This is a genomic window from Bacillus thuringiensis, assembly GCF_001182785.1.
Lineage (GTDB): Bacteria > Bacillota > Bacilli > Bacillales > Bacillaceae_G > Bacillus_A > Bacillus_A thuringiensis_S.
In genome coordinates this window covers 2,643,069-2,668,335 of sequence record NZ_CP012099.1, presented here as the reverse complement: position 1 = coordinate 2,668,335, position 25,267 = coordinate 2,643,069, and the positions used below count along the sequence as shown (strand labels likewise).

Below are 25,267 nucleotides of genomic sequence, written 5' to 3'. Positions count from 1 at the left end.
ACAATGTTACGAGGTATTATCATTGTATTATTAACAGTCGGTGTAGTAGGAACAGGCTATTGGGGCTATAAAGAGCACCAAGAGAAAAATGCGGTTTTAATTCGAGCGGAAAATAGCTATCAACGTGCATTCCATGATTTAGCATACGAAGTCGATTTATTACACGATAAAATTGGCACAACACTTGCGATGAATTCACGATCATCTTTATCACCTGCATTAGCGGATGTATGGCGTTTAACATCTGAAGCTCGCTCAGATGTAGGACAACTTCCTTTAACATTAATGCCATTTAATAAAACGGAAGAATTTTTAGCGAATATCGGTGATTTCAGTTACCGTGCAGCCATTCGTGATTTAGAAAAAGAGCCGTTAAATGAGCAAGAATATAAAACGCTACAAACTTTATATTCAAATGCAGGAAATATACAAGATGAACTAAGAAAAGTACAACATCTTGTTTTGAAAAATAATTTACGCTGGATGGATGTAGAAATGGCACTTGCATCAAATCGTGATCCAGCAGATAACACAATTATTGATGGATTGAAAACTGTAGAGAAAAACGTAACATCATATTCTTCTACAAACTTCGGACCGACCTTTACAAGTGCGCAAAAAAATAAAAAAGGCGGATTTGAAGCGGAAGGAAAGGCAATTTCTAAAGATGAAGCGGCGAAAATTGCCAAATCGTTTTTGAATTTAAAAGGAAATGAAAAAGTAGATGTAGAGAAAAGTGGAAAAGGTGCGAAAGAATCCTTCTATAGTGTGAAAATTAAAGATGAAGCAACGAACAATGAGTTCTATATGGATATTACCGGAAAAGGCGGATATCCAATTTGGGTTATGAATAACCGCGAAATTAAAGAACAGAAAGTTAGTTTAAACGATGCAGGTAGTAAAGGTTTAAAATTTTTAAAGGACCATAAGTTTAATAATATGGAGCTTTATAATAGCTCACAATATGATAATGTTGGTGTATTTACGTATGTAGTAAATGAAAATGGAGTACGAATTTATCCAGAAGCAATCCAAATGAAAATTGCTTTAGATGACGGTTCTATCGTAGGGTTCTCCGCAAAAGAATATTTAGCGTCACATCAAAAACGAACAGTTCCATCGGCAAAGCTAACTGCAGCAGAAGCAAGAAAGAAAATCAATCCGGATGTAAAAGTAATGGAAGAACGTAAAGCTGTAGTAGTTAATGATTTGCATAATGAAGTACTTTGCTATGAATTTGTAGGTACTTTAGGAAAAGATACGTACCAAATATTCATTAATGCTAATAGCGGGGCCGAGGAAAAGGTAAAGAAAATGCAAGCTGTTGAAAAAATTTATGATTAAACTTTAATAGTAAAGTGGTGAAAATAGTGAAAACCCTAATATATATGTTGATGCTCTGTTTCGTTATTACTGGATGTAGTATCGGAAAAAAAGATAATCCAAACGAAAAACCAGAACAAAAAAATGTCTCAATGAAAAATGTTAATTATACGAATAAATCAAATAAGCCAAATGAAAAAGCAGCAGATCATTTAGCATCTTTAGCAGCAAGTGTGCCAGGTGTGAATGATGCGACAGCGGTCGTTGTTGGAAAATATGCTATTGTAGGTATAGACGTAAAAGCAAAACTTGATCGAACTCGTGTTGAATCAATTAAATATTCTGTTGCAGAAAGTTTAAAAAATGACCCTGACGGTGCTAATGCAGTCGTTGTAGCAGATGTTGATACGTATGAACGCCTCAAACAAATCGGAAAGCAAATTAAAAAAGGAAAAACAGGTGAAGGTATACTAGATGAATTAGCGGCTATTGTGGGACGAGTAATGCCACAAGTTCCAAATGATATGATTGAAAATCGAGAAACGAATCCAATTAAAGATAATGATAAACAATTACCAAAAGATGAAGAACAAGAGTTAAGAAAAGAACAGGATGATCAATCAAATAATCATTTGAATAAATGAAATTAGCCTCGTACTTAATTGTGCGAGGTTTTTAAGTATAATATTAAATATTCAGTTTATTTTTAAGGGAATATATGGTTTAATTATGATGGGAGGGACAACTGTTATGATGAAAAAAAGCGCATGTATATTGTTTAGTTTATGCTTAGGTTTCAGTATGACAGCGTGTGAAAAGAGAAAAGAAGTGAAAAATCAAACAGCAACTTCTTCTACTGTGATGGAAAGGCAACAGAAAGAATCTATCAATATAAATCATTTCTCGAACATAAATGAAGGAATGACTTATACAGAAGTGAAAGATTTAATTGGTTTTGAAGGGGATTTACTTATAGAAGAAGGGGTAGAACATTCTACACAAATTAAACAAATTTTTGCTTGGAAAGGAAACGATCCAAATTCATTTGTTGAAATTACCTTTTTAGATGGAAGAGTGCATTCAAAAGCACAGCAAGGTATAAGTTAATAAGCTAAAAAATGGGAGAGTTTAGCATGAACACACACACAGGGGAAATTCAATTAGTTCCGTATAAGGAGAAATATAAAGAAGTTATACAAACATTTACTTTACCAAGTGAACAAGTTCAGTTTACAGCAGATCCAAGCGCATTACTGGAAAAAGCAAAAAGTGATCGTACAAAAAATGTGATTGTTATTTTAGATTACAATGGGGTACCGGTGGGTCTTTTCGCATTGGAAACGGGAGATAGAGTAAAGGAGTTCACAGATAATGAGGATGCTTTACTTTTAACGTCATTTTCTATTAATCACAATAGACAAAGAAAAGGATTCGCTAAAAAGTCATTGTTATTATTAGAAGAGTTTGTAAAACGCTATTTTCCAATAAAAAATGAAGTTGTACTTGCTGTGAATGAAAGAAATATTCCTGCACAAAATTTATATGCAAAAGTCGGCTTCGAGGATAAAGGTTTTAGAAGAATGGGACCAATTGGCCAACAAATAATAATGCATTTACCTATAATGAAATAATGAGATAGAAAACTTACTCTTGAATATTCATGTAGTAGGTTTTTTTATTTTAACAATATATAATATATGTATATAAAATGAAATAGAAATGAAGGATATAAAAAATGAATCAAGATAGAAAATGGAATATCGTTGGGGGAAGAGTAATTAAAACTGGGATTGCAGTTTTTCTTACAGTGTTAGTTTGTGAATTTTTCAACATCCCAACTATTTTTGCTGTAATAACAGCAATTGTTACAATTGAACCAACTGCAACAGACTCAATAAAAAAAGGACTTATTCGCTTTCCGGCCTCAACAATTGGATCGGCATATGCCATGACTTTCACATTTTTCCTAGGCCACCAAGCAATTTCTTATGCATTAGCTGCAATGTTTACGATCGTTACATGTCAAAAACTAAGGTTACACGCGGGAACATTAGTCGCAACTTTAACTGCTGTAGCTATGATTCCAATTACGGCAGATCATTATTTCACTGCATTTTTAATTCGTTTAGCTACTACATCTACTGGTATTATAGTATCTACTTTAGTGAATTTTTTCATTTTCCCACCACACTACACGAAAACGATTTTTGGATGTACAGAGGATCTATTTGCTAAAACAGCAAATATTATGGAAGAATGGACTGCTGCATTAGTTGCAGAAAAAAGTATGAAAAAGGAGACTGCTCAGGATTTATCTAAATTGACTTTATTATTGCATAAGGCGATACAATTTGTTCAATATGAGCAGAAAGATTGGAAATATCATCAACATACAATGAAGGAAATGAGAAGCTTTTTAACCATGCAGAACCAACTTCATATATTACAGCAAATCATTTACCATATAGATAATTTAGCTCGAGTGTCAATTGAGACTTGTGACTGGTCACAAAGTGAAAGGGAAATATTACAACGAACAATTCATTCTATAATTGCTATATTGAGAAACCGTTGTAATGAAATTGATGAGGAACATTTTAAACTTATTGCTGAATTAGACAAGCAATTTTGGAGTTATAAAAATGATTTAAAAGATTATAAACCAAATCATTATCATCACCATTTTTCAAGTGAGTCTATTATTTTATTTGAGGTATTATCTATTCATGATATGTTAGAAGAATTAAAACAAATATCCGAGAAATATGAGTGGGAAAATCGATTCAATTGATAAGTTTATTTTATTGTGGGGGAATAATATGACACTTTATATTGCATTACTAAGAGGAATCAATGTCGGTGGACATAAAGTAATCAAAATGGCTGATTTAAAACGAGTGTTTGAATCAATAGGGTTAAAACAAGTGAAAACATATATACAAAGTGGTAATATCGTGTTCGAATCTGAGGAAGATATAAACTTTCTAAAGGACCGAATACAATCTGAAATAAAAAATGAATTTGATTTCGATGTTCCAGTCATGCTAAGAACATATGGTGAATTTATAAATATTATTAAACAATGTCCGTATGAAGTTCATTCATTGTTAGAAGGAGAAAGTGTTCATGTTGCTTTTTTAGCTAATGTACTTTCTGAAGAGGAAAGTAGTCAATTGCTTACATTTAAAAGTGAACTTGAAGATTGCTATATAGATGAGAAGGTTGCTTATTTGTTTTTCAAAAATAGCATTCGAAATTCTAAATTAATGAACCAGTTTCAGAAATTACATACACCAGCTACAGTTAGGAATTGGCGTACTGTGAATAAATTAAAAGCAATTGTAGAGAGTATGTAAATATAAAAAGATGAGGTTTTCTACATGTAGAAAACCTCATCTTTTTACTTATATTGTTTTGCAACTATGAGTTCGACAATAGGATAAATAAAGAATGAAGAGCAAATTGCGATGAACAGAGGGAGGTTTTTAACGCCATCTAAATTAGCCCCCATAGAAAATCCTTCGGAGAAGATTAATAAAAGGAACATTACAACTACAAGCATAAAATACGCAATTTTAAAGCTTTTATATGTAATTTGTTGTCCCATCTCATCTTGACTTTCTTCTGATACACCGTGGGGATCTCCCCAAGTAATGTGATTAATTAAGTTACTAAGTATTAACGAAATAGCAAAAATTGTACCTCCCAAAATAGAACCTTCAGTGATGTATTTATATGTGCCATGTACTAGTATTGCAATTAATGCTAAAACAATGATTATAAAAATAGTTTTTTTAGTATTCAATAAATAATTGCCCCCCTCGATTGTAAAAAACTCTTTACAAATATAAGTATAAAATTGTAGAAGTATCATGTCAAATACTTTTTACATGCAATATGTAAGTGTGTAATATTTTGTTTTTATGATAAGTAAAAAATTACAATACATTTGAATGTAAAAGAATGGGCTCGCATATATTTGGAAGGGATGTCAGATTAATTTAGGGGGTAGTTATGTCTATACTTTTAAAAGCTGGTGCAGATGCAGGAAACAACGGTTTGAAGTTAATGGTGAAAGGGCAAGACCCTATTTTTATTCCGAGTATTTATTCTTTATATATAGGTGAGCCGACAGGACTCTTAGATGAGGTAGATGTTTCATTATCAGAATTAGAAAACCACATTGATGTGACTATAAGTTCGCCATCGTTAATGCTAAATAATGTACGATACATCGTTGGAGAAAAAGTCATTCAAGATCAATTAAAAGGTACTGAGGTAGAGAAAAAATCGAATAAGTCAACGGATGAGTTAATGGTTATTACAATACTATCAGGTTTGGCGGTAAGCGCTATGCGTCAAAGTCCAACTTCTAGCCATATTAATATTCGTTATGATTTATCTGTCGCTCTTCCTATGCAGCTTATTACACAAGAAATAGCTGCTGAAAATGCAAAACGTTATATGGGAAATCATAAGGTTATTTTCCATTATCCGAACGGACGCGATGTGACAATTAATGTTTCAATTGAGTTTTGTAAATGCCTGCCTGAGGGCGCTTCTGGGACGTGGGGCATTGTATATGATGAAGAAGGAAATGTTGTGAAACATAAAATAGAATGTGAGCAAAATCAAGTTTCTGAAATTGATTTTGTAGATAAAACACTACTCTCTTTTGATATTGGTGCAGGGACGACAGAAGAAGTTGTTTCATTAGGGGTAAATTTCCGTCCGCAACTAAGTAAAGGTTTATCTTATGGTGTAAAAGAAACGTTACTACAAATCATTACGAGATGGAACCGGAAGTATCCAACTAAGACGATTGATAGCATTACAGAGTTCAATCAAATTTATTTAAATGATAAGCATCCGAGAAATATCTTATTAGTTGAGGAATCACAGCCGGCACTATTAGGTTTAGCAGCGCGTGTTGCAACAGATATTATAAATAAAATCGATGATATGAAAGACGATCCATACGTGTTTATTTATGGCGGGGGCGCAGTAATTATTAAAAACAGTTTAAAAATGATTTTAAAGCAAAAAGGACGACTCAAAAATGTAATCTTTGTAGATAATCCGTTATTTACAAATGCACGAGGATTATTAGTTTATACTTGTTCGCCAAAATATAGAGAGCATAAGCAAAAAGAGTTAGGATTTACAAACTTAACGATAAGTTAGTTGGTGGAAGTATGCGATCTAGGCGATATAAACGTGGTGATCGAGTAAAAATCAATATTCATAAATCGGTATCACCTGAAATGCTTGCGTGGCTGAATAAACAATCAAATCCAACTAATTTCTTCTTTTTTGCTGCGCAGCAACTATTTAAACAAGTAGGAGATATTGACGTTTCAAAAGCTTTACCAAGCAGCCATGTTTTCTCATTATATGTGGAGCCTTCATCCTTATTAAAAGTCGAAGTAAACCCTTTTAAAAACATGACACTAGAAGCAAATACATCCACCGAAAATGCAAAAAAAAAATTATGGGAATCTGTTGATCAATTAGATTGTCCATTTTTTTAAACATAGAAAAATATAAGAAGTCCCCATCACTATACATACGAATACAGTGATGGGGTTTTGTTTGTAAATGGAAGGGGCACAATACAATTTGTGCCCCTTCTGTTAATTATTTGTTTGTCTAAATTTCAGATGTATGTTTAGAAACGGCAGTAATTATGCTTTCCCAATCATTTGGATGATTTTCATGACCTGCCCCTTTAAGAGTTAATAGTACTGAGTTTGGAATTTCATCAATTAGTGCGAGGCCATGTTCAAGTGGGAGTGCTGTATCGTCTGTTCCGTGAATAACCAATGTTGGTGCTTGTATGGAGTGAAGTACACCTTCATATGCATCATCACCTTGAAGTAAAGCGTGATTAAACATACTTAATAAATTGTTTGCGCGTTCTATTTCTTGTTTTACTTGTGTATAAACTCTATTTTCATCAAATATTCGTTCTGATCCACATAATAGACGAGATCCTGAAACTAAATACTCTGCCACATCATTTTTATTTGTCCAATCTATACTTGTGCCATTTACATGATGTGTTAAAATCCTTTCATCCATTGGGGGTAAATCGCGAGTATTGTCATCAGATCCTATTACACTAGTCGCTAGTAAAGTTAGCGTCAAAATTCTATCAGGATATTTTACAGCTGCAATTTGAGCAATCATACCACCTAATGACATACCAAAAAGATGGACTTTATCAATATGATAAGCGTCTAATACCCCGATTGCATCTTCAGCCATATCTGTTACTGAATAATTTGAAGTGCCAGGTTCATATGTAACAGAGCGTCCAACATCACGGTTATCAAAGCGAATAACAAATTTCCCTGTGTTCGCCAACTGTTCACAAAATTCTTCATCCCAATATATCATTGAACAAGTAGCTCCCATAATTAATAAAATAGCGGGATCATTAGAGTTACCGAAGCTTTCTGTACATATATCAATACCGTTTATTTTAAATATCTTTTCACTCATAGAGTTCACTCCATTTCTTTTGAATTTAATTAAAAATACAATTTTGAATGATTCTAAGGTGTGTGTAAGATTCATTTTGGAATTCACAACGATTCATGCATAATTACCCCCAAAAATAAGTATATGGTAATTCAAGGCAAAAAATTTTGAGAAATAATTGTATGTTATTAAAATAAACAGCAAGGAGGAGAGGAAATGAAAGCAATTGTTATTGATCGATATGGCAGTGTTGAAGAATTAAAAGAAAGACAAGTTTTAAAACCGGTTGTTAAGAATAATGAGGTATTAATACGTATTCATGCAACATCTGTTAATCCAGTTGATTGGAAAATAAGAAAAGGTGACTTACAAGAACAGTTACGCTTTTCATTTCCAATCACTTTAGGATTAGATGTAGCTGGAGTTATTGAAGAAGTTGGAGAAGATGTAGAGTGTTTCAATATAGGAGATAAAGTGTTTACGAAACCTGAAAATATAGGAAGCGGCTCTTATGCTGAATTCATTGCAGTACAATTAGATTTAGTATCACATATGCCTAATAATATTAGTTACGAAGAAGCAGCTTCTATTCCTCTTGCAGGACTTACAGCGTGGCAAAGTCTTGTAGATTACGCAAAAATAAAAGAAAATGACCGTGTATTCATTCATGCTGGAGCTGGTGGCGTTGGAAGTTTGGCAATCCAAATCGCAAAATCATTTGGAGCTTTTGTTGCAACGACTGCTAGTAGTAAAAATAAAGAATTTTTACAGTCTTTAGGAGCGGATCTCGTTATTGATTATAAAAAAGATAAATTTGAAGAACTAGTATCAGATTTTGATATTGTGTTAGATACAATAGGTGGCGAAGTGCAAGAAAAAAGTTTTCGAATTATTAAACCTGGTGGTGTTCTAGTTTCCATTGTTCATGAACCACTACAAAAAGTAGAAGGAATAAAATCAGGATTTTTATGGCTAAAACCAAATGGAAAACAATTAGAAGAATTATCAGCTTTAATTGTAAACGGAAAAATCAAACCAATCATAAGTAAAGTGGTGCCATTTAATGAAGCAGGAGTTCGAGAAGCTCATATTTTGAGTGAAGGACAACATGTTAGAGGAAAGATTGTAGTTAAAGTGGAATGATAATGAAGATTACAGCTTATAGAGTAACTAGATTTGAATAACGAAAAAGCTCAACAATAAATAATATCCCATACTACACATTTTCATTTTTGGATATTATTTATTGTTGGCCATTGTGATAGTACTTCTAACCTATACTGTTTCGTATTGTATCATGTAATTTCTCTAATCCAATCGCCATATCTTTCTCGTTTAACATTGAATAGCTAATTCTTAATTGGTTATCATTTGTTTCGTAATTTAATAGACAAGCTGTTCCTGGTAAAAAAGAGACATCTACTTCATTTGCTTTTTGTAATAAGGTAAAGGGATCTATCGAATCAGGCAGTGTCACCCATAAATTAAAACCGCCATTTGGGATTTCAAAGTTTAGTTCTTTTAATGGCGATAATATATCAATTGTTAAATCACGTCTCATTTGTAAAGCTGTTCGTAATTTTTCTAAATGATTTTTCATACGTTCCGCACGTAAAAACGGTAGAAGTGCCTTTTGTGTTAATAAAGGACTACCGATATCCATTGAACCTTTCACTGCATATAGCCATTCAAAAATAGGGCCATCGGCAATAAGTGCTGCGATACGCAGTCCTGGTGCTAACGTTTTACTAAATCCTTTTATATATATTACGTGGCCATCTTTATCAAAACTTTTGATTGGGGGCGGGACTATAGCATCCTCAAAATATATTTCTCCGAAAGAATCATCTTCAATAATAAAAAATTGATATAGCTCCGCTAGTTCTATAAGTTCCATTCTTCGTTCTTTACTCATTACTGTACCTGTCGGATTCTGGAAGGTGGGATTCGTATACAATAAAACGGGATTTTTACTTTGACAAATATCATCAATTAAGTCGGAGCGAACTCCATTATTATCAAGAGGAACGGGAATGATTTGAACACCTTTATTGATGAAAATATCAAGCGCGGCACTGTAACATGGACTTTCTACTAATACAGTATCTCCAGGTTTTAATAATGTTTGAGCAATTAAATCAATTCCTTGTTGTGCTCCGCTTGTAATTAATAATTGAGATGGGTCCGTCACTAATTTCTGGTGTTCATTTAAGTAATTTGCTATTTCAACTCGCAGCTCATAATCGCCTTGAACGGGCCCGTAAGTTGCTAACAACATCGGATTTTTATCCAGCAATTTATGCATTTCGTCTGCCAAAAATGGATTTGGTAACAGACGGGGATACAGAATGGCTTGTGAAAAATCATAATATTTACGGTGTTTATTCATTACATATTGAGAACGCATAACATTAATAGATTTTGATTGTTGCCATTTATACGGTATCGGTTTGAAATCTTTCTTTACACGTTTATATATGTAAGCACATTTTCCTTGTTCGATGCGTATATATCCTTTCGTTTCTAACTGTTTATAAGCTTTACGAACAGTTAATACATTGATTTGTAAATCTGTGGCCATACAACGTAAAGAAGGAAGGGATTCACCATGTGAAAGCATACCACTTTGTACTCTTTCAACAATTTGCATATATATTTGCTTGTAATACGGTATGTTTGATTCTTTACGCAATACAATCTTCATAGGTTCACCTATTTTTCTTTTTAATTTAATTAAAGCGAAAAATATATAGGGAATCAACTACAACTTGAAGTAACTGTTATATGTACCGATACACTGTTATACACCATACCCTCTATACTCATTTTAAGAGTAAAAAGGAGGAAGAAAAATGGTCATTTTTAATTACATTTTAGTATGTATTATTTTCGGGACAACATTTTTAACGATAAAAATTGGAATTGAAGCAGGGGCGCCACCGTTGTTTTCAGCAGGAATTCGCTTCTTTTTAGCGGGTATAATCCTTATGATTATTTTTAAATTAAAGCGAAAAGAAATTATGCCACATATATTTTCAAAACGCATTATGTATGCTGGATTTTGTTTAACATTTATGACATTCGCAAGTTTATATTGGTCAGAACAATATATTTCTTCGGGATTAGCTGCTGTTCTGTCTGCTACGGGACCAATGATGATTTTATTAATACAAGCAAAGAGGAATAGGGAGAAATTACAAAAGGAACAACTCGTTGCTTTAGTTATTGCACTAATAGGTGTTATATTTGTTTCTTTACCAGGAATGCATCAACAAGTAAGTTTCATATGGAGTATTGCTTGTATTGTTTTAGTTATAGGAGAGTTATTTTACGGAATAGGCTCTATTCGTTCGAAAGAAATACTTTCAGATTTATCAAATGTATCACCATTTCTTATAAACGGAATTCAAATGTTTTATGGAGGGATTTTACTACTAATCGCATCTATTATTGTAGAACAACCAAATGTAACTGTATTAACTTCATGGAGTGTACAATGGCCTATTTTATATCTCATATTTATCGGATCGATCGGTGGACACGGATTATATTACTGGCTCTTATCAAAGACAAACCCAGTATTTCCATCGACGTGGTTATATGTATCACCATTAATAGCAATTATCGTAGGGTATATCGTATTAGGAGAACCCTTAAATCCTACAATGGGAATGGGGGCTTGTTTCATTTTGATAGGTGTATTTTTAGCAAACCGTACAACAATTGGAGCTTATTTTAAGCAAGGGAAGCTATTAAAGAAGGAGCTTTAAATAGAAACGACTGAAGTGTTTTGAGAACTTAAATAAATAGATGATACAAAAAACATGCTATTACTAATTTGTAGCATGTTTTTCTTATTGGAGCCGTTACCATAATTTCCTTGGGAGAATAACGAACGCTGTACTTTACGAACACTGTTCGTTATGTTATAAATAAAACAAGTAATTCAAAAACATGTAAGGTGTGATTAATGATGGAAAGAACGAAAAATACGAAAAAAAGAATTGCCATTATAGGCGCTGGACCAGGAGGATTAACATTAGCTCGTACATTACAACAACATGGTTTAAAAAGTGTGGTGTATGAAAGAGAAACATCCCCAATGAGTCGTCAACAAGGAGGTTCATTAGATATCCATCATGATTCTGGTCAAGAAGCGCTAAAAGAAGCAGGATTGTTAGAGAAATTTTATGAATTTGCTAGATATGAGGGAGAAGATTTTCGCTTATTTGATAAAAGTGGAAAAATATATTTAGATGAAGAAGCAGATTCAGCTGGCGGGGATCGTCCTGAAATTGATCGTGGTACTTTGCGTGAGTTGCTTTTAAACTCTGTTGATTCAGAATGTATACATTGGGGATATAATTTAATAAAAGCCGTTTCTCTAGAAAATGGTATGCATAAACTTCATTTTGAAAATGGACATGTAGATATTGTGGATTTAGTTGTAGCGGCAGATGGAGCTTTTTCACAAATTCGCCCACTTGTCACAGATTCGGTACCACAATATACTGGAATTAGTATGATTGAATTGAATTTGCAAAATGTCACGGAAAATCATCCGGGAATAGCGGAGTTTAATCGGCGTGGTAAAGTCTTTGCACTTTCGGATCAAAAAGGTATTTTGGCACAGTTAAATGGAGATGACAGTATTCGAGTATACTTAAGTTTTAGAACTAATAAAGAATGGCTTGATAATTGTGGGATTCCATTTGAAAATGTAGAAGAAGCAAAGAGTCAACTTCTACAATATTTTGAGGACTGGGATGAAACTCTTAAAAATTATATTAGATGTGCAGATGGTGCAATCTTTCCTAGACGAATTTATATGTTACCTGTGGGGCTAACTTGGAATAGTACACCTGGTGTTACTTTAATTGGTGATGCTGCTCATTTAATGTCTCCATTTGCTGGAGAAGGTGTGAACCTAGCTATGCGTGATGCAGCAGAACTTGCACTGGCTATTGTAAAGTATGACGATTTGAACGAAGCAATCAAAACTTATGAAGGAAAAATGTACGATTATTCTTCACAATCTGCTGCTATCTCAAATGATAACCTTGAAATTTTTTTTTCAGAAGATGCTGCTATTAAAATGTACAATCTTATGAATCAACTTCATGGACAACAATAAAACTGGATGTAATTAAGGAGAACTATGGAAGAGAAAACAAATACAACGAATAGCCGTCGTTCGCGACCAGCAAAAGAACCATTGAGTAAAGAAATCATTGTGAAAACCGCATATAACCTCCTGGAGTCTGAAGGAATATCAGGTCTTAGTATGAGAAAAATTGCAAAAGTGCTAGATACAGGACCATCTTCTTTATATGTTTATGTTAAAAATGCTGATGAATTAAGAGCGTTTGTATTAGATTATGGTCTAGGAAAGATTGAAGAAATAGATGTCAAAAATGAAACATGGAAAAAAGAATTATTTGAACTTGTATATTCATATTTCAGAATTTTGTTCAATTCCCCTGGAATGGCAGAATTGGCTTTAATGACAATTCCAATTGGACCAAATTCGTTAGCTCTTACCGAACAGATTTTGCACCAATTACACCTAGGAGGAGTAAATGCGAAATCATCAGCATGGGGAGTAGATATTCTACTGTTATATGCTGCTTCAGTCGCCTTTGAACAAACAGCACGTAAAGAAAAGGGAACTACACTTGACGCAATTCGTGCTTCGTACGAAACATTAGATGTAGTAAAGTATCCGATGATTGTAAGCTTAAAAGATGATATGTTGTCTGGTGGAGAAGAAAGGTTCCGCTGGGGATTAGAAGTTGTACTTCAAGGTATTTTACATGCACAATAATAAGGATTTTAAAATCGAGAATTAATGGCGATATTTATATAAAATAAAAAACACACTATGTCTTTAAAATATAGTGTGTTTTTTATAATTAATTCACTTTTTTAATAAAGCCTTTATAATGACGTTTTACAAGCTGGCTTTCTAAAGTCTTCATGGTTTCTAGTGCTACACCGACAATGATAAGTAAGCTTGTACCACCAATTTGAGCAGAAGGTGGTAACGTAGCAATTTTCGTGAATACGAGCGGTAATATAGAAATTGCACCTAAGAAAATTGCACCGATAAATGTTAAACGGTATAAAATTTTAGTTACATATTGTTCAGTTGCTTTACCAGGACGAATACCAGGAACATATCCATTTTGCTTTTTCAAATTCTCAGCCATTTGTTCAGGATTTACTTGAATAAATGCGTAGAAGTATGTGAAAGCAACAATAAGACCGACATAAAGTGTCATTCCAATTGGATGTGCGAAATCAAGATTTGCAACTAACCATTTTGATACGCTTGAATCAGGGAAGAGCTGCGCAATTGTACGCGGCGTCATTAAAAATGCAGAAGCAAAGATAACTGGTATAACACCAGCACTATTTACTTTAAGCGGTAAATGAGTGTTTTTTGCTCCTTGATATTGATTGTTTCCTGAAACAGCTTTTGCATATTGGATCGGTATTTTACGTACAGCTTGTTGAATGTAAATAACGCCAACAACTATCGCTAAAATTACGAGTCCAATTAAAACAATTTTTATTATGTGCATGAATAGCTGATCGCCAGCATTTTGGAATTGTTGTAAATAAATTTGATTTGCAACATTTGGAATCGCGGCAACGAGACCTGCGAAGATAATCATCGAAATACCATTACCAACTCCGTTAGCGGTAATTTGTTCGCCTAACCAAAGTAAAAATGCAGTACCTGCAGTTAAAACTGTCGCAATAAATAAGTATGTAGTCCAGCTTTGATCTGTTATTAATTGTCCACCTGCTATATTATTAAAGCCATAAGACATTCCGATGGCCTGTATGAATGCGAGAATGATTGTAAAGTATCGAGTGAATTGAGCTGATTTCTTACGGCCCATTTCTCCTTGCTTTGCCCATTCCGAAAACTTAGGTATAACATCCATTTGTAGTAATTGTACTATGATGGAAGCTGTAATATATGGTGTAATACCTACAGCAAAGATTGAGAAATGTTGCAGCGCTCCTCCACCAAATACGTTTAACATACCTAGAACGTTAGCTTGATCTTGTACTTTTAATACCTCTGCGTTAGTATGAGGAACTGGAATAAACGTGCCAATTCGAAAAACGATTAACATCGCTAGTGTAAAAAGGATTTTCCTTCTTATCTCAGCTACTCTCATGAAATTTGAAATCGTACGAAACATTATGTCGCCTCCTATATTTTTATCAGTAAAAACTGATTATTATACCCTATGAAGTAACCACAAACCTCCTTCCGCACTAAATTCATTTGACAAATGGATTTTCATACACTTTGTAGTTTTCACGGATATAAAAATATAAGGTGTTATATAAGCGACCTTTACACTTTACGTAATCATTCAATACCCATAATATATCGAATAAATTAACAAATGTACATACATACGCATTAAAAATGAATAAATAGAGTTATTTTTTACATTTATTTAATGATAAATTGATAGGACATTATTATTCAAGATTGTTATACATGTTATCAATTAAAGTTTATCCCGCATTAACTGGTAGCCTGATTGGTTCAACTAATAATCAGTGGGGATGAACAAAACCACCGCTGATTAAAGTTTCACTTTATGTGATTAGAAAATTCTTTTTGTTTAAGAAGGAATAAATATTAAAGAAAGCTAAATAAACAGTGTACGTATTTATAGGGGAGAAGATGTAAATGAAAGTTGTTATAAAAAAATTACCACCATTAGAAGTAGCGTATATAAGACGAACTGGTAGCTACTTTGAACCGCAAGATCACTGGAGGAAGTTACTGAACTGGTCAATTGAAAATAAACTGTATCCACCAGAGCAATCATTTATTGGAATATCATTAGATAATCCTGAACTTGTTGCAAGCCATAAGTGCCGGCATGATGCATGTGTTACGATTCCTGAAAACTTCGATAAAGAAAAGTATCATGATGTGCAATTTAAAAGGTTAGATGGAGGTAACTATGGTCTATACCAGTTTTATGATGAACCTCATAAATTAAGTGAAGCGTATCAATACATGTATGCAGAGTGGCTACCAAATAGTGAGTATGATGCAGATTATGATAGAGATAATTTAGAGTTTTGCTTAAATAACGTTGCTGAAAATATAGAAGGAAAGTTAAAAGTTGATTTATTTGTGCCAATTAAAAATATACAAAAAAACAAATAACTTTATTTGTGGATTTAAAATGAAACTTGATAATTTATAAAAAAGCAAGAAAAGATTTGATTGGCATAGTAGTGAAGGAAAATCTTTTTTCGAAGATAATATTTCTAGCGTAGGAATTTAAGTATGTAGGTTGCAATGAAAGGAGAATCCACATGGATACATTTGTAAATGACAGGTTTTATGAAACGAGAAATCAATTAGTTGAGGAAATTACTTTGTTAAGTGATGCTCAATTTAATAGGAAACCAGATAAGGATAAATGGAGTATTGCACAAGTTTGTCATCATTTAGTTTTATTAGATGAGAGAGTTATAACAGTTATTTCGTCAGGATTAAAAAAGTTAGATAGTACCCAAAATGAGCGTAAAGAAATTCACACTATTTTATTAGATAGAACGAAAAAGTTTATAGCTCCAGAAATGATTGAACCAAGTATAGAACCATTTGAAGTGCAGCAAATGCTCAATATGTTAAGCAAATCAAGAAAAGAATTAATGCATTTCCTGAGTACAATAGAAGATGAATCTATATTAGCGAAAAAATCAGTGATGCATCCAGCTCTTGGAGAATTACTCCTTGATCAGTGGATAGAACTGATCTATCTGCATGAACAGCGTCATATAGAACAAATTAAAGAAATAAAATTGCTTTGTGAAATTGAAAAGTAAAAATCCCCCCTATTTATTGATACGTATTATAAACAGGGAAAACGGTTGATTCATATTGATTTAGAAGAAAACAAAAGTAGAATGAAATTAGTTGAAAGTAACCAATAAACTTAAGAAAATATGAAACTACCCGATTTTCTGTATAAGTGTAACCCCGTCTTAAATGAAGAGCGGGGTTATTTTTTTTGAAAGTATTTTTATTTAGAAGGAAATAAATCAGCAACGAAATTCAAAAAATTAATCATCATAACATATTGTATATGCCCGTTTTAATAAATTGAAATGATGATGAATGATATGTCCTTATTTTGAAAGTACACTTCACACCCTTAAGGAAGGGGTATTCTGTCAGGAAACGATAAAATACAATTCTGTTAGGGGATGTATGCAATTTATTCTTTTTATTTTTGCAACAGAACCACCTTCAAAATTATCTTTTGTAGTTGAAGTTTCCCGAATAATAAGTTACATTTTTAAAGTTCAAACAACTTTACGAAAGTACAAAAAGGGGAGAAATATTATTATTATGCAAAGAATGAAATGGAAGAACTATGTATGTTACTTTGTAATTCTATTACTGCTCGGAACAGCAGTCATAGTCAAACCACCTATCTCTATGGCTGAGGAATCTGAAGTTAATATTACATTGTTAGGTACTGCAGATATTCATGGTAGATTTATGCCGTGGGATTATGCACTTGATGGAGCAAATATGAGTGGAAGTTTGACGCAGCTTTATACGGTTATAAAGAAGGTCCGTCAAGAAAATCCAAATACCATATTAGTAGATGCCGGGGATACAATTCAAGGAAACTCAGTAGAATTATTCAACGATAAGCCACAATCGCCAATGATGGTAGCGATGAATACAATGGGATATGACGCCTGGGCATTTGGAAATCATGAATTCAACTTTGGATTAGATACATTGAAAAAAGTTAGTGAGCAATATAAGGGAAAAACGTTAGCAGGTAATATTTATAAGGAAAATGGAGAGCGCTTTCTTCCTGCATATACAATTGTAGAAAAAGGTGGAATTAGAGTTGGGATTATTGGTATGAATACACCAATGATTAGTGATTTTGAAAAAGGGACAGATCACTTAGATGGTTTAGTGGTGAAAAATCCGGTAGAAGAGACGAAAAAGGCAATTAAGGAATTAGAAGGTAAAGTAGATGTAATGGTAGGAGTTATGCATATGGGATTAGAAAATGAGAATGGTATCCCTGGTACTGGTGTTCAAGATATTGCAAATGCTTGTCCGGAACTAAGCGCTATTTTTGCGGCTCACATGCATAAACTTGTAAAAAAAGAAGTTGTAAATGGCGTAATTATTACAGAGCCAGATAAATATGGAACACATATTTCACGTATTGACCTTACTTTTACAAAGCAAGATGGGAAGTTGGTTTTAAAAGATAAAACTGCTACCGCTATACCTGTAAAAAATGCTGATGGAACAACGATATTATCTGATCCTACACTTGAAGAAACACTAACACCTTTTCACGAATATGCGAGAGGAGATGCAAATGTTGTAGTCGCTCAATTAAAGGGTAGAAATCTTGTTCCTGAAAATGAAATAAAGGGTATTCCAAGTGTTCAGATTCAAGAAACACCTTTATCAGATTTCTTTCATGAAGTCATGCTCTACTACAGTAAAGCAGATGTAGTAGCCCATCAAATTGATAATGATTATGCCCGTTTGGATACAGGTCCTATTAAGAAAAAAGATATTGCGTACAATTACCAATATGCCTTGGGAGAAATTACAGTATATAAGATTTCTGGAAAAGATTTAAAAGACTATATGGAATGGGCAGCGGGATATTTTAACTCATCTCGTGCTGGAGATGTAACCGTTAGCTTTGATAAAACCCGCCGTGCATCTAAATACAGTACGAACGATTTCTTTGGAGGCGTAAAATACGAAATTGACTTAACAAAACCATATGGAAGTAGAATTACAAATTTACGTTCTATTCGTACAAATAAACCAATCAAAATGAGCGATGTTATGACGCTGGGAATGAATGCATATAGAATGGAGGCTCTTCAGGCAAAAGGGGGAGCTTTAGAGGGGCGTAAGTTTGAACAAATTTGGTCATCTAAACAAGAGAATGCATTCGGAGAAACAGGTGGAACCATTCGTAACCTTGCTATTACATATTTAAAAGAGGTAAAGAACGGTGTATACACACCAAAAGTTATGCATAATTGGAAAATTACTGGTGTAGATTTACATTCTTCAGAGCATAAGGCTGTAGTTGATCTTGTGAATAAAGGGATTTTAGAAATTCCAAAAACAGAAGACGGAAAATACACAAATATAGCATCTATAAATACGAAAGATTCAATTACAAAAGAAGAGATTGTAGCACTCTCACAAAAAGCAAATATTAATCCAAATCAGTTTAAGCATATAAAAACAAAAGGTGAATTTTACAAAAAACTTAGTAGGATTACTAAAAAAATATAAATTATAAGGTTTCTTATAGTAATTGTTATTTTAATAGCATTAAACCCACTCTTACAATAGTAAAGAGTGGGTTTTTATGTTGGTATTTAGATGTAAGTGTACTTTTATTAGAATGAATATAGATAATTAATAATTAACCAATTGGATGAGCGCCTAAAAGGACTCTTTTTTATTCAAATTAATGTTCATATGTGTTCCGTTCATTATTTATAATATTGACCACAATTTATGTAATTTTGCATAATGTTACATAAATTGTGTATTTTCTCTTTTTTCCGACAGGAATAGACAGTATACTTTGTACAAGCTTTCTATTTCAAAAATTATACGAGGTGAAATAATGAAAAACACAAAGACATTAACTAAGGTAGCATTAACAACAGGATTAGTTTTAACAGCTGTGGCACCATATGGGGTAGGTCATGCAGAGGAAACAGATCAGCTACAAGTTCAAATTCAGGAGGAATCGTTCCGTTCGGGTGAACTTACACAACCGTCACAAAAGGCACCAGAAAATGTAGTAAAGGATGCACTTAAGGAGAAAACAGAGCAAGCTCTGTCCCAAAAACAAGTCAATGGAGAAGCAGGAGTAGATTATAAAGTCCTTCAAAAACGTGGTTCGTATGATGGAACTACACTTATACGTATGCAGCAAACATACGAAGGAAAAGAAGTATATGGCCATCAATTAACTGCACATGTAGATAATAATGGTGTTATTAAAAGTGTTTCAGGTGATAGCGCGCAAAATTTAAAACAAGAAGAATTGAAAAAAACTATTAATCTATCAAAAGATGAAGCAAAACAATTTATTTATACGAAGTACGGGAACGATATCAAGTTTATTACTGAGCCAGAAGTTAAAGAGGTTATTTTTGTTGATGAAAATAATGGACAAGCTAAAAATGCATACCAAGTTAAATTTGAAGCTGCAACACCAAACTATGTTTCTGGTACTTATTTAGTAAATGCACAAAATGGTGATATGTTAAAAAATATGGTACAAGAATCTAACTTAAAGGCCAGTGACAAACTAGTTGGAGCTTTAAAGAAAAGTAAACAAAGCAGTCTTACATCATTAACCGGAACAGGAAAAGATGATTTAGGTATTTCTCGTTCATTTGGTATCTCTAAACAAAGTAATGGCAAATATGCTCTTGCTGATTATACAAGAGGGCAAGGAATTGAAACATATGATGTGAATTACAAAGATATTACTAAAGAAGAAAGCTATTATCCTGGTACATTAGCGACTAGTACTTCGGCAACATTTAACGATCCAAAAGCGGTAAGTGCTCATTACTTAGCAACAAAAGTATTTGATTTTTATAAAGATAAATACAAGCGTAATAGCTTTGATAATAAGGGACAAAAGGTAGTTTCAGTTGTACACGCTTGGGATTCTGAAGAGACGAATGATCCGAAGAATTGGCAGAATGCATTAAGTGCTAATAATGGAAGTATGCTTGTATATGGTGATCCTATTGTTAAAGCATATGACGTAGCTGGACATGAATTTACACATGCTGTTACTTCTAGCGAATCTAATCTTGAATATTACGGGGAATCTGGTGCGATTAATGAGGCACTATCTGATATTATGGGAACATCTATTGAGAAATACGTAAATAATGGAAACTTTAACTGGACAATGGGAGAACAAACAGGATCTGTTTTCCGTGATATGGAAAACCCAGCTTCTGTTCCATCTTCACTAGGAGTACCTTATCCAGATGATTACAGTGAATTTAACGATTTTAATGGATGGGATCAAGGCGGTGTTCATTTTAATTCAAGTATTATTAATAAAGTTGCGTATCTCATTGCAAAAGGCGGTACTCATAACGGAGTAACTGTTAAAGGAATTGGTGAAGATAAAATGTTTGATATTTTCTATTATGCAAATACTGATGAGTTAAACATGACTTCTAATTTCAAAGAATTGAGATCAGCATGTATTCGAGTGGCAACTAATAAATATGGTGCGAATACAGCTGAAGTTCAAGCAGTTCAAAAGGCATTTGATGCAGCAAAAATTAAGTAATTTAGAAATATAGTCATCATTCATATATTAATACATTATGAAAAACAGCTAATATCATTTTAAGGATATTAGCTGTTTTTTTACGTAACTATGTATTGTTGAAAATAAACTGACTAAGCAATAATTAGGTGCGTTATCTGTAAGAAGTTGCGACAAATAAATAAGGTTTAAAGTGTGTAAAAACAGAAAATTAATAATATATTGACCTCTTGATAGAAAATCTATAAAATGAAAGCGATAACAAACGATTGCTTTAAAATGATTTCCCTGACCTTTTAGCATTTACAAATATATGAGGGCATACACAAATCTATTTTTTTAACTATTAATGCAAACGTTTTCGTATTAAAAGGTCATTGAAATACATACGTGAAAATAGCCAATATGGAGGTGAATTAAAAGAGATTTCTAGATTAATTTAAGAAGTGTTATTCAGTGTAAGCATAATAAATCGCTAGTAATATTTGAAGAAAGGGTGTATGTGGTGCAAATTACAAAAAGATTAATTAACAAAACAGTTTTATTACTTACTTTAATCGTTATGTTATCATCTGTTTTCTCCTTTCAGGGTGTGAGGGCAGTTTCAAATTCGAAAACAACTGAAGTTATCATTCATTACAAAGAGAAGCTTGGAAATACAAAAGACTGGAATCTTTGGTTATGGGGAGAAAATGCAAATGGTACATCTTATGAATTTACTGGTGAAGATGAATTTGGAAAATACGCTAAGATAAAAATAGACGGTGACTATAATCGTGTAGGATTTATAGTTCGAACAAATGAATGGGAAAAAGATGGTGGAGATCGTTGGATTGAAAATATAAAGGATGGTCGTGCTGAAGTATGGATTCTTTCGGGTGATGAAAAAGTATATAACTCTAAGCCTTCTTCAGATCTCTCAATTCAAAAAGCAACTATTGATAGTTTCCATGAAATTACTGTAACGACTAATGTCCCATTTAATATTAGGGAAAAGAAAATTGAAATTGAAGGCATTAAAATTAAGAATATTAGTCCTTATGATATAAACAGTGGAGATATTACTAATAAGGTTAAAATAATTACGGAACAGAAAATTGATTTAAAACAAACATACAAAGTTAAAATAGAAAACTTAGCTGATACGAATACTGAAATTGGTAAAGTCATTCGTAGCGAGGAATTTGATAATTTATTTTATTATAGTGGTAACGATTTAGGGAATACATATACCGCGCAACATACAAAGTTCCGTTTATGGGCTCCTACTGCAAGTGAAGCGAAGTTAGTTACATATAAAAAATGGAACGATAAAATAGGTACTGAAATAAACATGCAACAAGGTGAAAAGGGAACTTGGACATCAGAATTAAAAGGGAACCAAAAAGGGCTATTTTATACGTATAAGATCAAAATTGGTGATAAGTGGACTGAAGCAGTTGATCCATATGTGCGTGCTGCTTCTGTAAATGGGGATAAAGGTGCAGTCGTTAATTTAGAAGAAACAAATCCAAAAAAATGGAAAGCAAACAAAAAGCCAAAATTTAAAAATCCGGAAGATGCTATTATTTATGAGTTACATGTACGCGATCTTTCCATCCAACCTGAAAGTGGCATTAAACAGAAAGGGAAGTATTTAGGTGTAACAGAAAAAGGAACAAAAGGGCCAGAAGGTGTAAAAACAGGACTTGATCATATAAAGGATTTAGGTGTTACTCACGTTCAGTTTTTACCGATATTTGATTATGCTTCTGTAAATGAAGAGACTTTAAATGAACCGCAATATAACTGGGGATATGATCCTAAAAATTTCAACGTTCCAGAAGGCTCCTATTCTACAAATCCATATGAGCCAACTGTTCGAATAACTGAATTAAAGCAAATGGTTCAAACACTACATGATAATAATCTTCGAGTGGTAATGGATGTAGTATATAACCATATGTATAACGCTGCTGAATCTAATTTCCATAAGCTAGTTCCAGGTTATTATTATCGTTACAATGAAGATGGAACATTTGCAAATGGAACCGGTGTAGGAAATGATACTGCTTCAGAAAGAAAAATGATGAGGAAGTTTATGATCGATTCTGTAGCATACTGGGCAAAAGAATACAATTTAGATGGATTCCGTTTTGATTTGATGGGTATTCATGATTATGAAACGATGAATGAAATACGTAAAGCTGTTAATCAAATTGACCCTTCTATTATACTGCATGGAGAAGGCTGGGATTTAAATACACCTCTTGCAGCTGAGTTGAAAGCAAATCAAAAAAATGCGGAGAAAATGAAAGGGATTGCACATTTCAACGATGATATACGTGATGGATTGAAAGGTAGTGTATTTGAGGAGAAAGAAAATGGATTTGTAAATGGAAAGCAAAACATGGAAGATCGTATTAAAAAAGGCATTACAGCAGGTATTGACTACGATACAAATTCGTCTACTTATCAAGATCCGGAACAGGTACTAACTTATGTGGAAGCGCATGACAATCATACATTATGGGATAAACTTGAGTTAACTAATCCAGGTGACAGTGAAGAAGTGCGAAAACAAATGCACAAATTGTCTTCTTCGATTTTATTAACATCACAAGGTATTCCATTCTTACATGCAGGGCAAGAGTTTATGCGTACGAAATATGGTGATCATAATAGTTACAAATCTCCAGATTCAATTAACCAGATGGATTGGCTGCGCCGTGCAACGTTTAATAATGAAGTAGATTATATGAAGGGATTAATAGATTTACGCAAAAAATACGCAGCTTTTCGAATGACAACTGCAGAGCAAATAAAAACACAAGTTTCATTTATAGGTGCCCCGAAAAATACGATAGCTTATACAATAGAGGGGAATAAAAATGAATACTTTACGGTGGCTCACAATGCAAATAGAGAAGCGGTTGAAATAACACTTCCATCGAAAGGGCCTTGGAAAGTACTAGTAGACGGGAAGCAGGCGGGAAGTAAACCACTTTATGTTGTCCATGACAATAAAATTAAAGTTCCTGCATTAAGTTCATTTGTTTTAAAGTTAAAATAATATAATTTCACATACTGTAATTATATTACAATTTAATAAACAAAAAGAGAAGAACTCACCAAGGTTCTTCTCTTTTTCATGTGAAATTAGGGTTTCCATAATTGTAGATATAAGAGTTCTTGAAAATAGCAAAAGGCAAGACGATGAACCTATTTACAAAATGACAAGAAAATGACAAAACTGTAAGAATGCATGAATGTTTGTAAGAAAGTTCGATGTTTTCCTTTTTCTTTTTTTATTAAAGTGAAAAAGAAGAAAGTGATGTCATAAGAGGTTGATATTTTTAGATGGATACAATAACCAAAACTATTTATGTAATGAAAGTATATGGAAATCAGTAAAACACCTTACTAAAAAGGAGGGATTTGAAATGTCTTTTTCTCAATTTAATATTGATATATTTCGAGCAATTAATGATTTAGGTAAACAATATTCATTCCTAAACTCAGCTATGGTATTTTTGGCAGAATATATGGTATATATTTTTGCTTTAATTATTTTAGCTTATTGGTTTACTGGGTCCAAAAAAAGTAGAATGATGGTTATTCAAGCGCTGGTTGCTTTTGTAATTGCTGAGGTAATCGGGAAAATAGCAGGGAAATTTCATTTGAATTATCAACCGTTTGCAGTATTGCCTGATGTTAATAAACTTGTCAATCATGCTATAGATAATTCATTTCCTAGCGACCATACGATTCTCTTTTTTTCGATTTGTTTTTCATTTTGGCTTGTTCGTAAGAAGACTGGATGGTTATGGCTTATACTTGCATTTTGTGTGGCAATCTCTCGTATTTGGGTAGGAGTTCATTATCCTTTTGATGTTGTAATAGGGGCTTTAATAGGGTGTGTTTCAGCGTTATTTTCGTATTGGTTTATACCGAAATTTTCTTTTATCAACAACTTGCTTACTCTATATGGAAGAGTAGAGAAACATGTTTTACCATCAAAAAACAAATCAAAGGGATTTTGAGTATACAAGTATGTGAGTCTTTTGAATTAACAAATGTCATTACATTAAATCGTCTTGGAG

22 protein-coding genes are annotated in these 25,267 nt (G+C 33.1%); 18 read left to right on the top strand and 4 right to left on the bottom strand.

The window, feature by feature from the left end; genetic code table 11:
• Positions 1 to 3: 3 nt before the first annotated feature.
• The 6 genes from ypeB (at position 4) to AC241_RS13725 (ending at position 4,679) form a co-directional block, all read left to right on the top strand.
• The gene (ypeB, locus tag AC241_RS13750) at positions 4 to 1,344 is read left to right on the top strand and encodes a germination protein YpeB (protein ID WP_050843875.1); all 1,341 of its coding nucleotides are present in this window, start codon (positions 4 to 6) and stop codon (positions 1,342 to 1,344) included.
• Positions 1,345 to 1,370: 26 nt separating this feature from the next.
• On the top strand, positions 1,371 to 1,967 hold the full coding sequence (locus AC241_RS13745) for a YhcN/YlaJ family sporulation lipoprotein (protein ID WP_043315256.1): 597 nt from the start codon (positions 1,371 to 1,373) through the stop codon (positions 1,965 to 1,967).
• Positions 1,968 to 2,073: 106 nt separating this feature from the next.
• Positions 2,074 to 2,430 carry a hypothetical protein gene (locus AC241_RS13740; RefSeq protein WP_050843873.1) on the top strand — a complete coding sequence of 119 codons (357 nt, stop codon included), beginning with the start codon at positions 2,074 to 2,076 and terminating at the stop codon, positions 2,428 to 2,430.
• A gap of 11 nt (positions 2,431 to 2,441) precedes the next feature.
• Positions 2,442 to 2,954 carry a GNAT family N-acetyltransferase gene (locus tag AC241_RS13735; RefSeq protein WP_141542537.1) on the top strand — a complete coding sequence of 171 codons (513 nt, stop codon included), beginning with the start codon at positions 2,442 to 2,444 and terminating at the stop codon, positions 2,952 to 2,954.
• 104 nt (positions 2,955 to 3,058) lie between these two features.
• On the top strand, positions 3,059 to 4,114 hold the full coding sequence (locus AC241_RS13730) for an aromatic acid exporter family protein (protein WP_050843871.1): 1,056 nt from the start codon (positions 3,059 to 3,061) through the stop codon (positions 4,112 to 4,114).
• A gap of 28 nt (positions 4,115 to 4,142) precedes the next feature.
• Entirely contained in the window at positions 4,143 to 4,679 is a 537-nt protein-coding gene (locus AC241_RS13725; protein ID WP_000177384.1) for a DUF1697 domain-containing protein, read from the top strand.
• Positions 4,680 to 4,723: 44 nt separating this feature from the next.
• Here the strand turns inward: AC241_RS13725 and AC241_RS13720 are convergent, their stop codons facing one another.
• Entirely contained in the window at positions 4,724 to 5,128 is a 405-nt protein-coding gene (locus tag AC241_RS13720) for a hypothetical protein (RefSeq protein WP_050843869.1), read from the bottom strand.
• A gap of 209 nt (positions 5,129 to 5,337) precedes the next feature.
• Between AC241_RS13720 and AC241_RS13715 the strand changes: the two genes are divergently transcribed.
• Positions 5,338 to 6,507: a ParM/StbA family protein gene (locus AC241_RS13715; protein WP_016081340.1), complete on the top strand. Its 1,170-nt coding sequence runs from the start codon at positions 5,338 to 5,340 to the stop codon at positions 6,505 to 6,507.
• An 11-nt stretch (positions 6,508 to 6,518) separates the two neighbouring features.
• Entirely contained in the window at positions 6,519 to 6,854 is a 336-nt protein-coding gene (locus AC241_RS13710) for a hypothetical protein (RefSeq protein ID WP_001257761.1), read from the top strand.
• A 118-nt stretch (positions 6,855 to 6,972) separates the two neighbouring features.
• Here AC241_RS13710 and mle read toward each other — a convergent pair whose 3' ends face one another.
• On the bottom strand, positions 6,973 to 7,827 hold the full coding sequence (mle, locus tag AC241_RS13705) for a BCA family alpha/beta fold macrolide esterase (protein WP_029442512.1): 855 nt from the start codon (positions 7,825 to 7,827) through the stop codon (positions 6,973 to 6,975).
• 195 nt (positions 7,828 to 8,022) lie between these two features.
• Here mle and AC241_RS13700 point away from each other — a divergent pair, with 195 nt between their 5' ends.
• Positions 8,023 to 8,949 (top strand): NADP-dependent oxidoreductase, encoded by a 927-nt coding sequence (locus tag AC241_RS13700; RefSeq protein ID WP_029442511.1) that lies wholly within the window; start codon positions 8,023 to 8,025, stop codon positions 8,947 to 8,949.
• 127 nt (positions 8,950 to 9,076) lie between these two features.
• On the opposite strand, the gene pdxR is transcribed toward AC241_RS13700, so the two are convergent.
• Entirely contained in the window at positions 9,077 to 10,510 is a 1,434-nt protein-coding gene (gene pdxR / locus AC241_RS13695) for a MocR-like pyridoxine biosynthesis transcription factor PdxR (protein WP_050843867.1), read from the bottom strand.
• A gap of 148 nt (positions 10,511 to 10,658) precedes the next feature.
• On the opposite strand from pdxR, the gene AC241_RS13690 reads away from it, so the two are divergent.
• The 3 genes from AC241_RS13690 to AC241_RS13680 all read left to right on the top strand — a co-directional run bounded on the left by AC241_RS13690 (position 10,659) and on the right by AC241_RS13680 (position 13,630).
• Positions 10,659 to 11,576 carry a DMT family transporter gene (locus AC241_RS13690; RefSeq protein WP_000234338.1) on the top strand — a complete coding sequence of 306 codons (918 nt, stop codon included), beginning with the start codon at positions 10,659 to 10,661 and terminating at the stop codon, positions 11,574 to 11,576.
• Between the two features lie 200 nt (positions 11,577 to 11,776).
• A complete protein-coding gene (locus AC241_RS13685) occupies positions 11,777 to 12,940 on the top strand; it encodes an FAD-dependent oxidoreductase (RefSeq protein WP_050843864.1) in 1,164 nt (387 codons plus the stop codon).
• A gap of 24 nt (positions 12,941 to 12,964) precedes the next feature.
• Positions 12,965 to 13,630 carry a TetR/AcrR family transcriptional regulator gene (locus tag AC241_RS13680; RefSeq protein ID WP_016081346.1) on the top strand — a complete coding sequence of 222 codons (666 nt, stop codon included), beginning with the start codon at positions 12,965 to 12,967 and terminating at the stop codon, positions 13,628 to 13,630.
• Positions 13,631 to 13,718: 88 nt separating this feature from the next.
• Here AC241_RS13680 and secY read toward each other — a convergent pair whose 3' ends face one another.
• Complete coding sequence (secY, locus tag AC241_RS13675) at positions 13,719 to 15,023, bottom strand: preprotein translocase subunit SecY (protein ID WP_000490135.1); 1,305 nt, start codon at positions 15,021 to 15,023, stop codon at positions 13,719 to 13,721.
• Between the two features lie 503 nt (positions 15,024 to 15,526).
• Between secY and AC241_RS13670 the strand changes: the two genes are divergently transcribed.
• The 6 genes from AC241_RS13670 (at position 15,527) to AC241_RS13645 (ending at position 25,207) form a co-directional block, all read left to right on the top strand.
• Positions 15,527 to 16,015: an AraC family transcriptional regulator gene (locus tag AC241_RS13670; RefSeq protein ID WP_050843862.1), complete on the top strand. Its 489-nt coding sequence runs from the start codon at positions 15,527 to 15,529 to the stop codon at positions 16,013 to 16,015.
• 152 nt (positions 16,016 to 16,167) lie between these two features.
• On the top strand, positions 16,168 to 16,683 hold the full coding sequence (locus AC241_RS13665; RefSeq protein ID WP_050843860.1) for a DinB family protein: 516 nt from the start codon (positions 16,168 to 16,170) through the stop codon (positions 16,681 to 16,683).
• Between the two features lie 526 nt (positions 16,684 to 17,209).
• Entirely contained in the window at positions 17,210 to 19,162 is a 1,953-nt protein-coding gene (locus AC241_RS13660; RefSeq protein WP_029442505.1) for a bifunctional metallophosphatase/5'-nucleotidase, read from the top strand.
• Between the two features lie 340 nt (positions 19,163 to 19,502).
• Complete coding sequence (locus tag AC241_RS13655) at positions 19,503 to 21,206, top strand: M4 family metallopeptidase (RefSeq protein WP_029442504.1); 1,704 nt, start codon at positions 19,503 to 19,505, stop codon at positions 21,204 to 21,206.
• Positions 21,207 to 21,690: 484 nt separating this feature from the next.
• On the top strand, positions 21,691 to 24,237 hold the full coding sequence (pulA, locus tag AC241_RS13650; RefSeq protein ID WP_050843858.1) for a type I pullulanase: 2,547 nt from the start codon (positions 21,691 to 21,693) through the stop codon (positions 24,235 to 24,237).
• A gap of 370 nt (positions 24,238 to 24,607) precedes the next feature.
• A complete protein-coding gene (locus AC241_RS13645) occupies positions 24,608 to 25,207 on the top strand; it encodes an undecaprenyl-diphosphatase (protein WP_050843856.1) in 600 nt (199 codons plus the stop codon).
• The last annotated feature ends 60 nt before the right edge of the window (positions 25,208 to 25,267 follow it).

Coding starts and splice junctions, on each gene's coding strand:
- ypeB (WP_050843875.1), top strand. CDS start 4: ATGTTACGAGGTATTATCATTGTATTATTAACAGTCGGTGTAGTAGGA.
- AC241_RS13740 (WP_050843873.1), top strand. CDS start 2,074: ATGATGAAAAAAAGCGCATGTATATTGTTTAGTTTATGCTTAGGTTTC.
- AC241_RS13735 (WP_141542537.1), top strand. CDS start 2,442: ATGGGAGAGTTTAGCATGAACACACACACAGGGGAAATTCAATTAGTT.
- AC241_RS13730 (WP_050843871.1), top strand. CDS start 3,059: ATGAATCAAGATAGAAAATGGAATATCGTTGGGGGAAGAGTAATTAAA.
- AC241_RS13725 (WP_000177384.1), top strand. CDS start 4,143: ATGACACTTTATATTGCATTACTAAGAGGAATCAATGTCGGTGGACAT.
- AC241_RS13715 (WP_016081340.1), top strand. CDS start 5,338: ATGTCTATACTTTTAAAAGCTGGTGCAGATGCAGGAAACAACGGTTTG.
- AC241_RS13710 (WP_001257761.1), top strand. CDS start 6,519: ATGCGATCTAGGCGATATAAACGTGGTGATCGAGTAAAAATCAATATT.
- mle (WP_029442512.1), bottom strand. CDS start 7,827: ATGAGTGAAAAGATATTTAAAATAAACGGTATTGATATATGTACAGAA.
- AC241_RS13700 (WP_029442511.1), top strand. CDS start 8,023: ATGAAAGCAATTGTTATTGATCGATATGGCAGTGTTGAAGAATTAAAA.
- pdxR (WP_050843867.1), bottom strand. CDS start 10,510: ATGAAGATTGTATTGCGTAAAGAATCAAACATACCGTATTACAAGCAA.
- AC241_RS13690 (WP_000234338.1), top strand. CDS start 10,659: ATGGTCATTTTTAATTACATTTTAGTATGTATTATTTTCGGGACAACA.
- AC241_RS13685 (WP_050843864.1), top strand. CDS start 11,777: ATGATGGAAAGAACGAAAAATACGAAAAAAAGAATTGCCATTATAGGC.
- AC241_RS13680 (WP_016081346.1), top strand. CDS start 12,965: ATGGAAGAGAAAACAAATACAACGAATAGCCGTCGTTCGCGACCAGCA.
- secY (WP_000490135.1), bottom strand. CDS start 15,023: ATGTTTCGTACGATTTCAAATTTCATGAGAGTAGCTGAGATAAGAAGG.
- AC241_RS13670 (WP_050843862.1), top strand. CDS start 15,527: ATGAAAGTTGTTATAAAAAAATTACCACCATTAGAAGTAGCGTATATA.
- AC241_RS13665 (WP_050843860.1), top strand. CDS start 16,168: ATGGATACATTTGTAAATGACAGGTTTTATGAAACGAGAAATCAATTA.
- AC241_RS13660 (WP_029442505.1), top strand. CDS start 17,210: ATGCAAAGAATGAAATGGAAGAACTATGTATGTTACTTTGTAATTCTA.
- AC241_RS13655 (WP_029442504.1), top strand. CDS start 19,503: ATGAAAAACACAAAGACATTAACTAAGGTAGCATTAACAACAGGATTA.
- AC241_RS13645 (WP_050843856.1), top strand. CDS start 24,608: ATGTCTTTTTCTCAATTTAATATTGATATATTTCGAGCAATTAATGAT.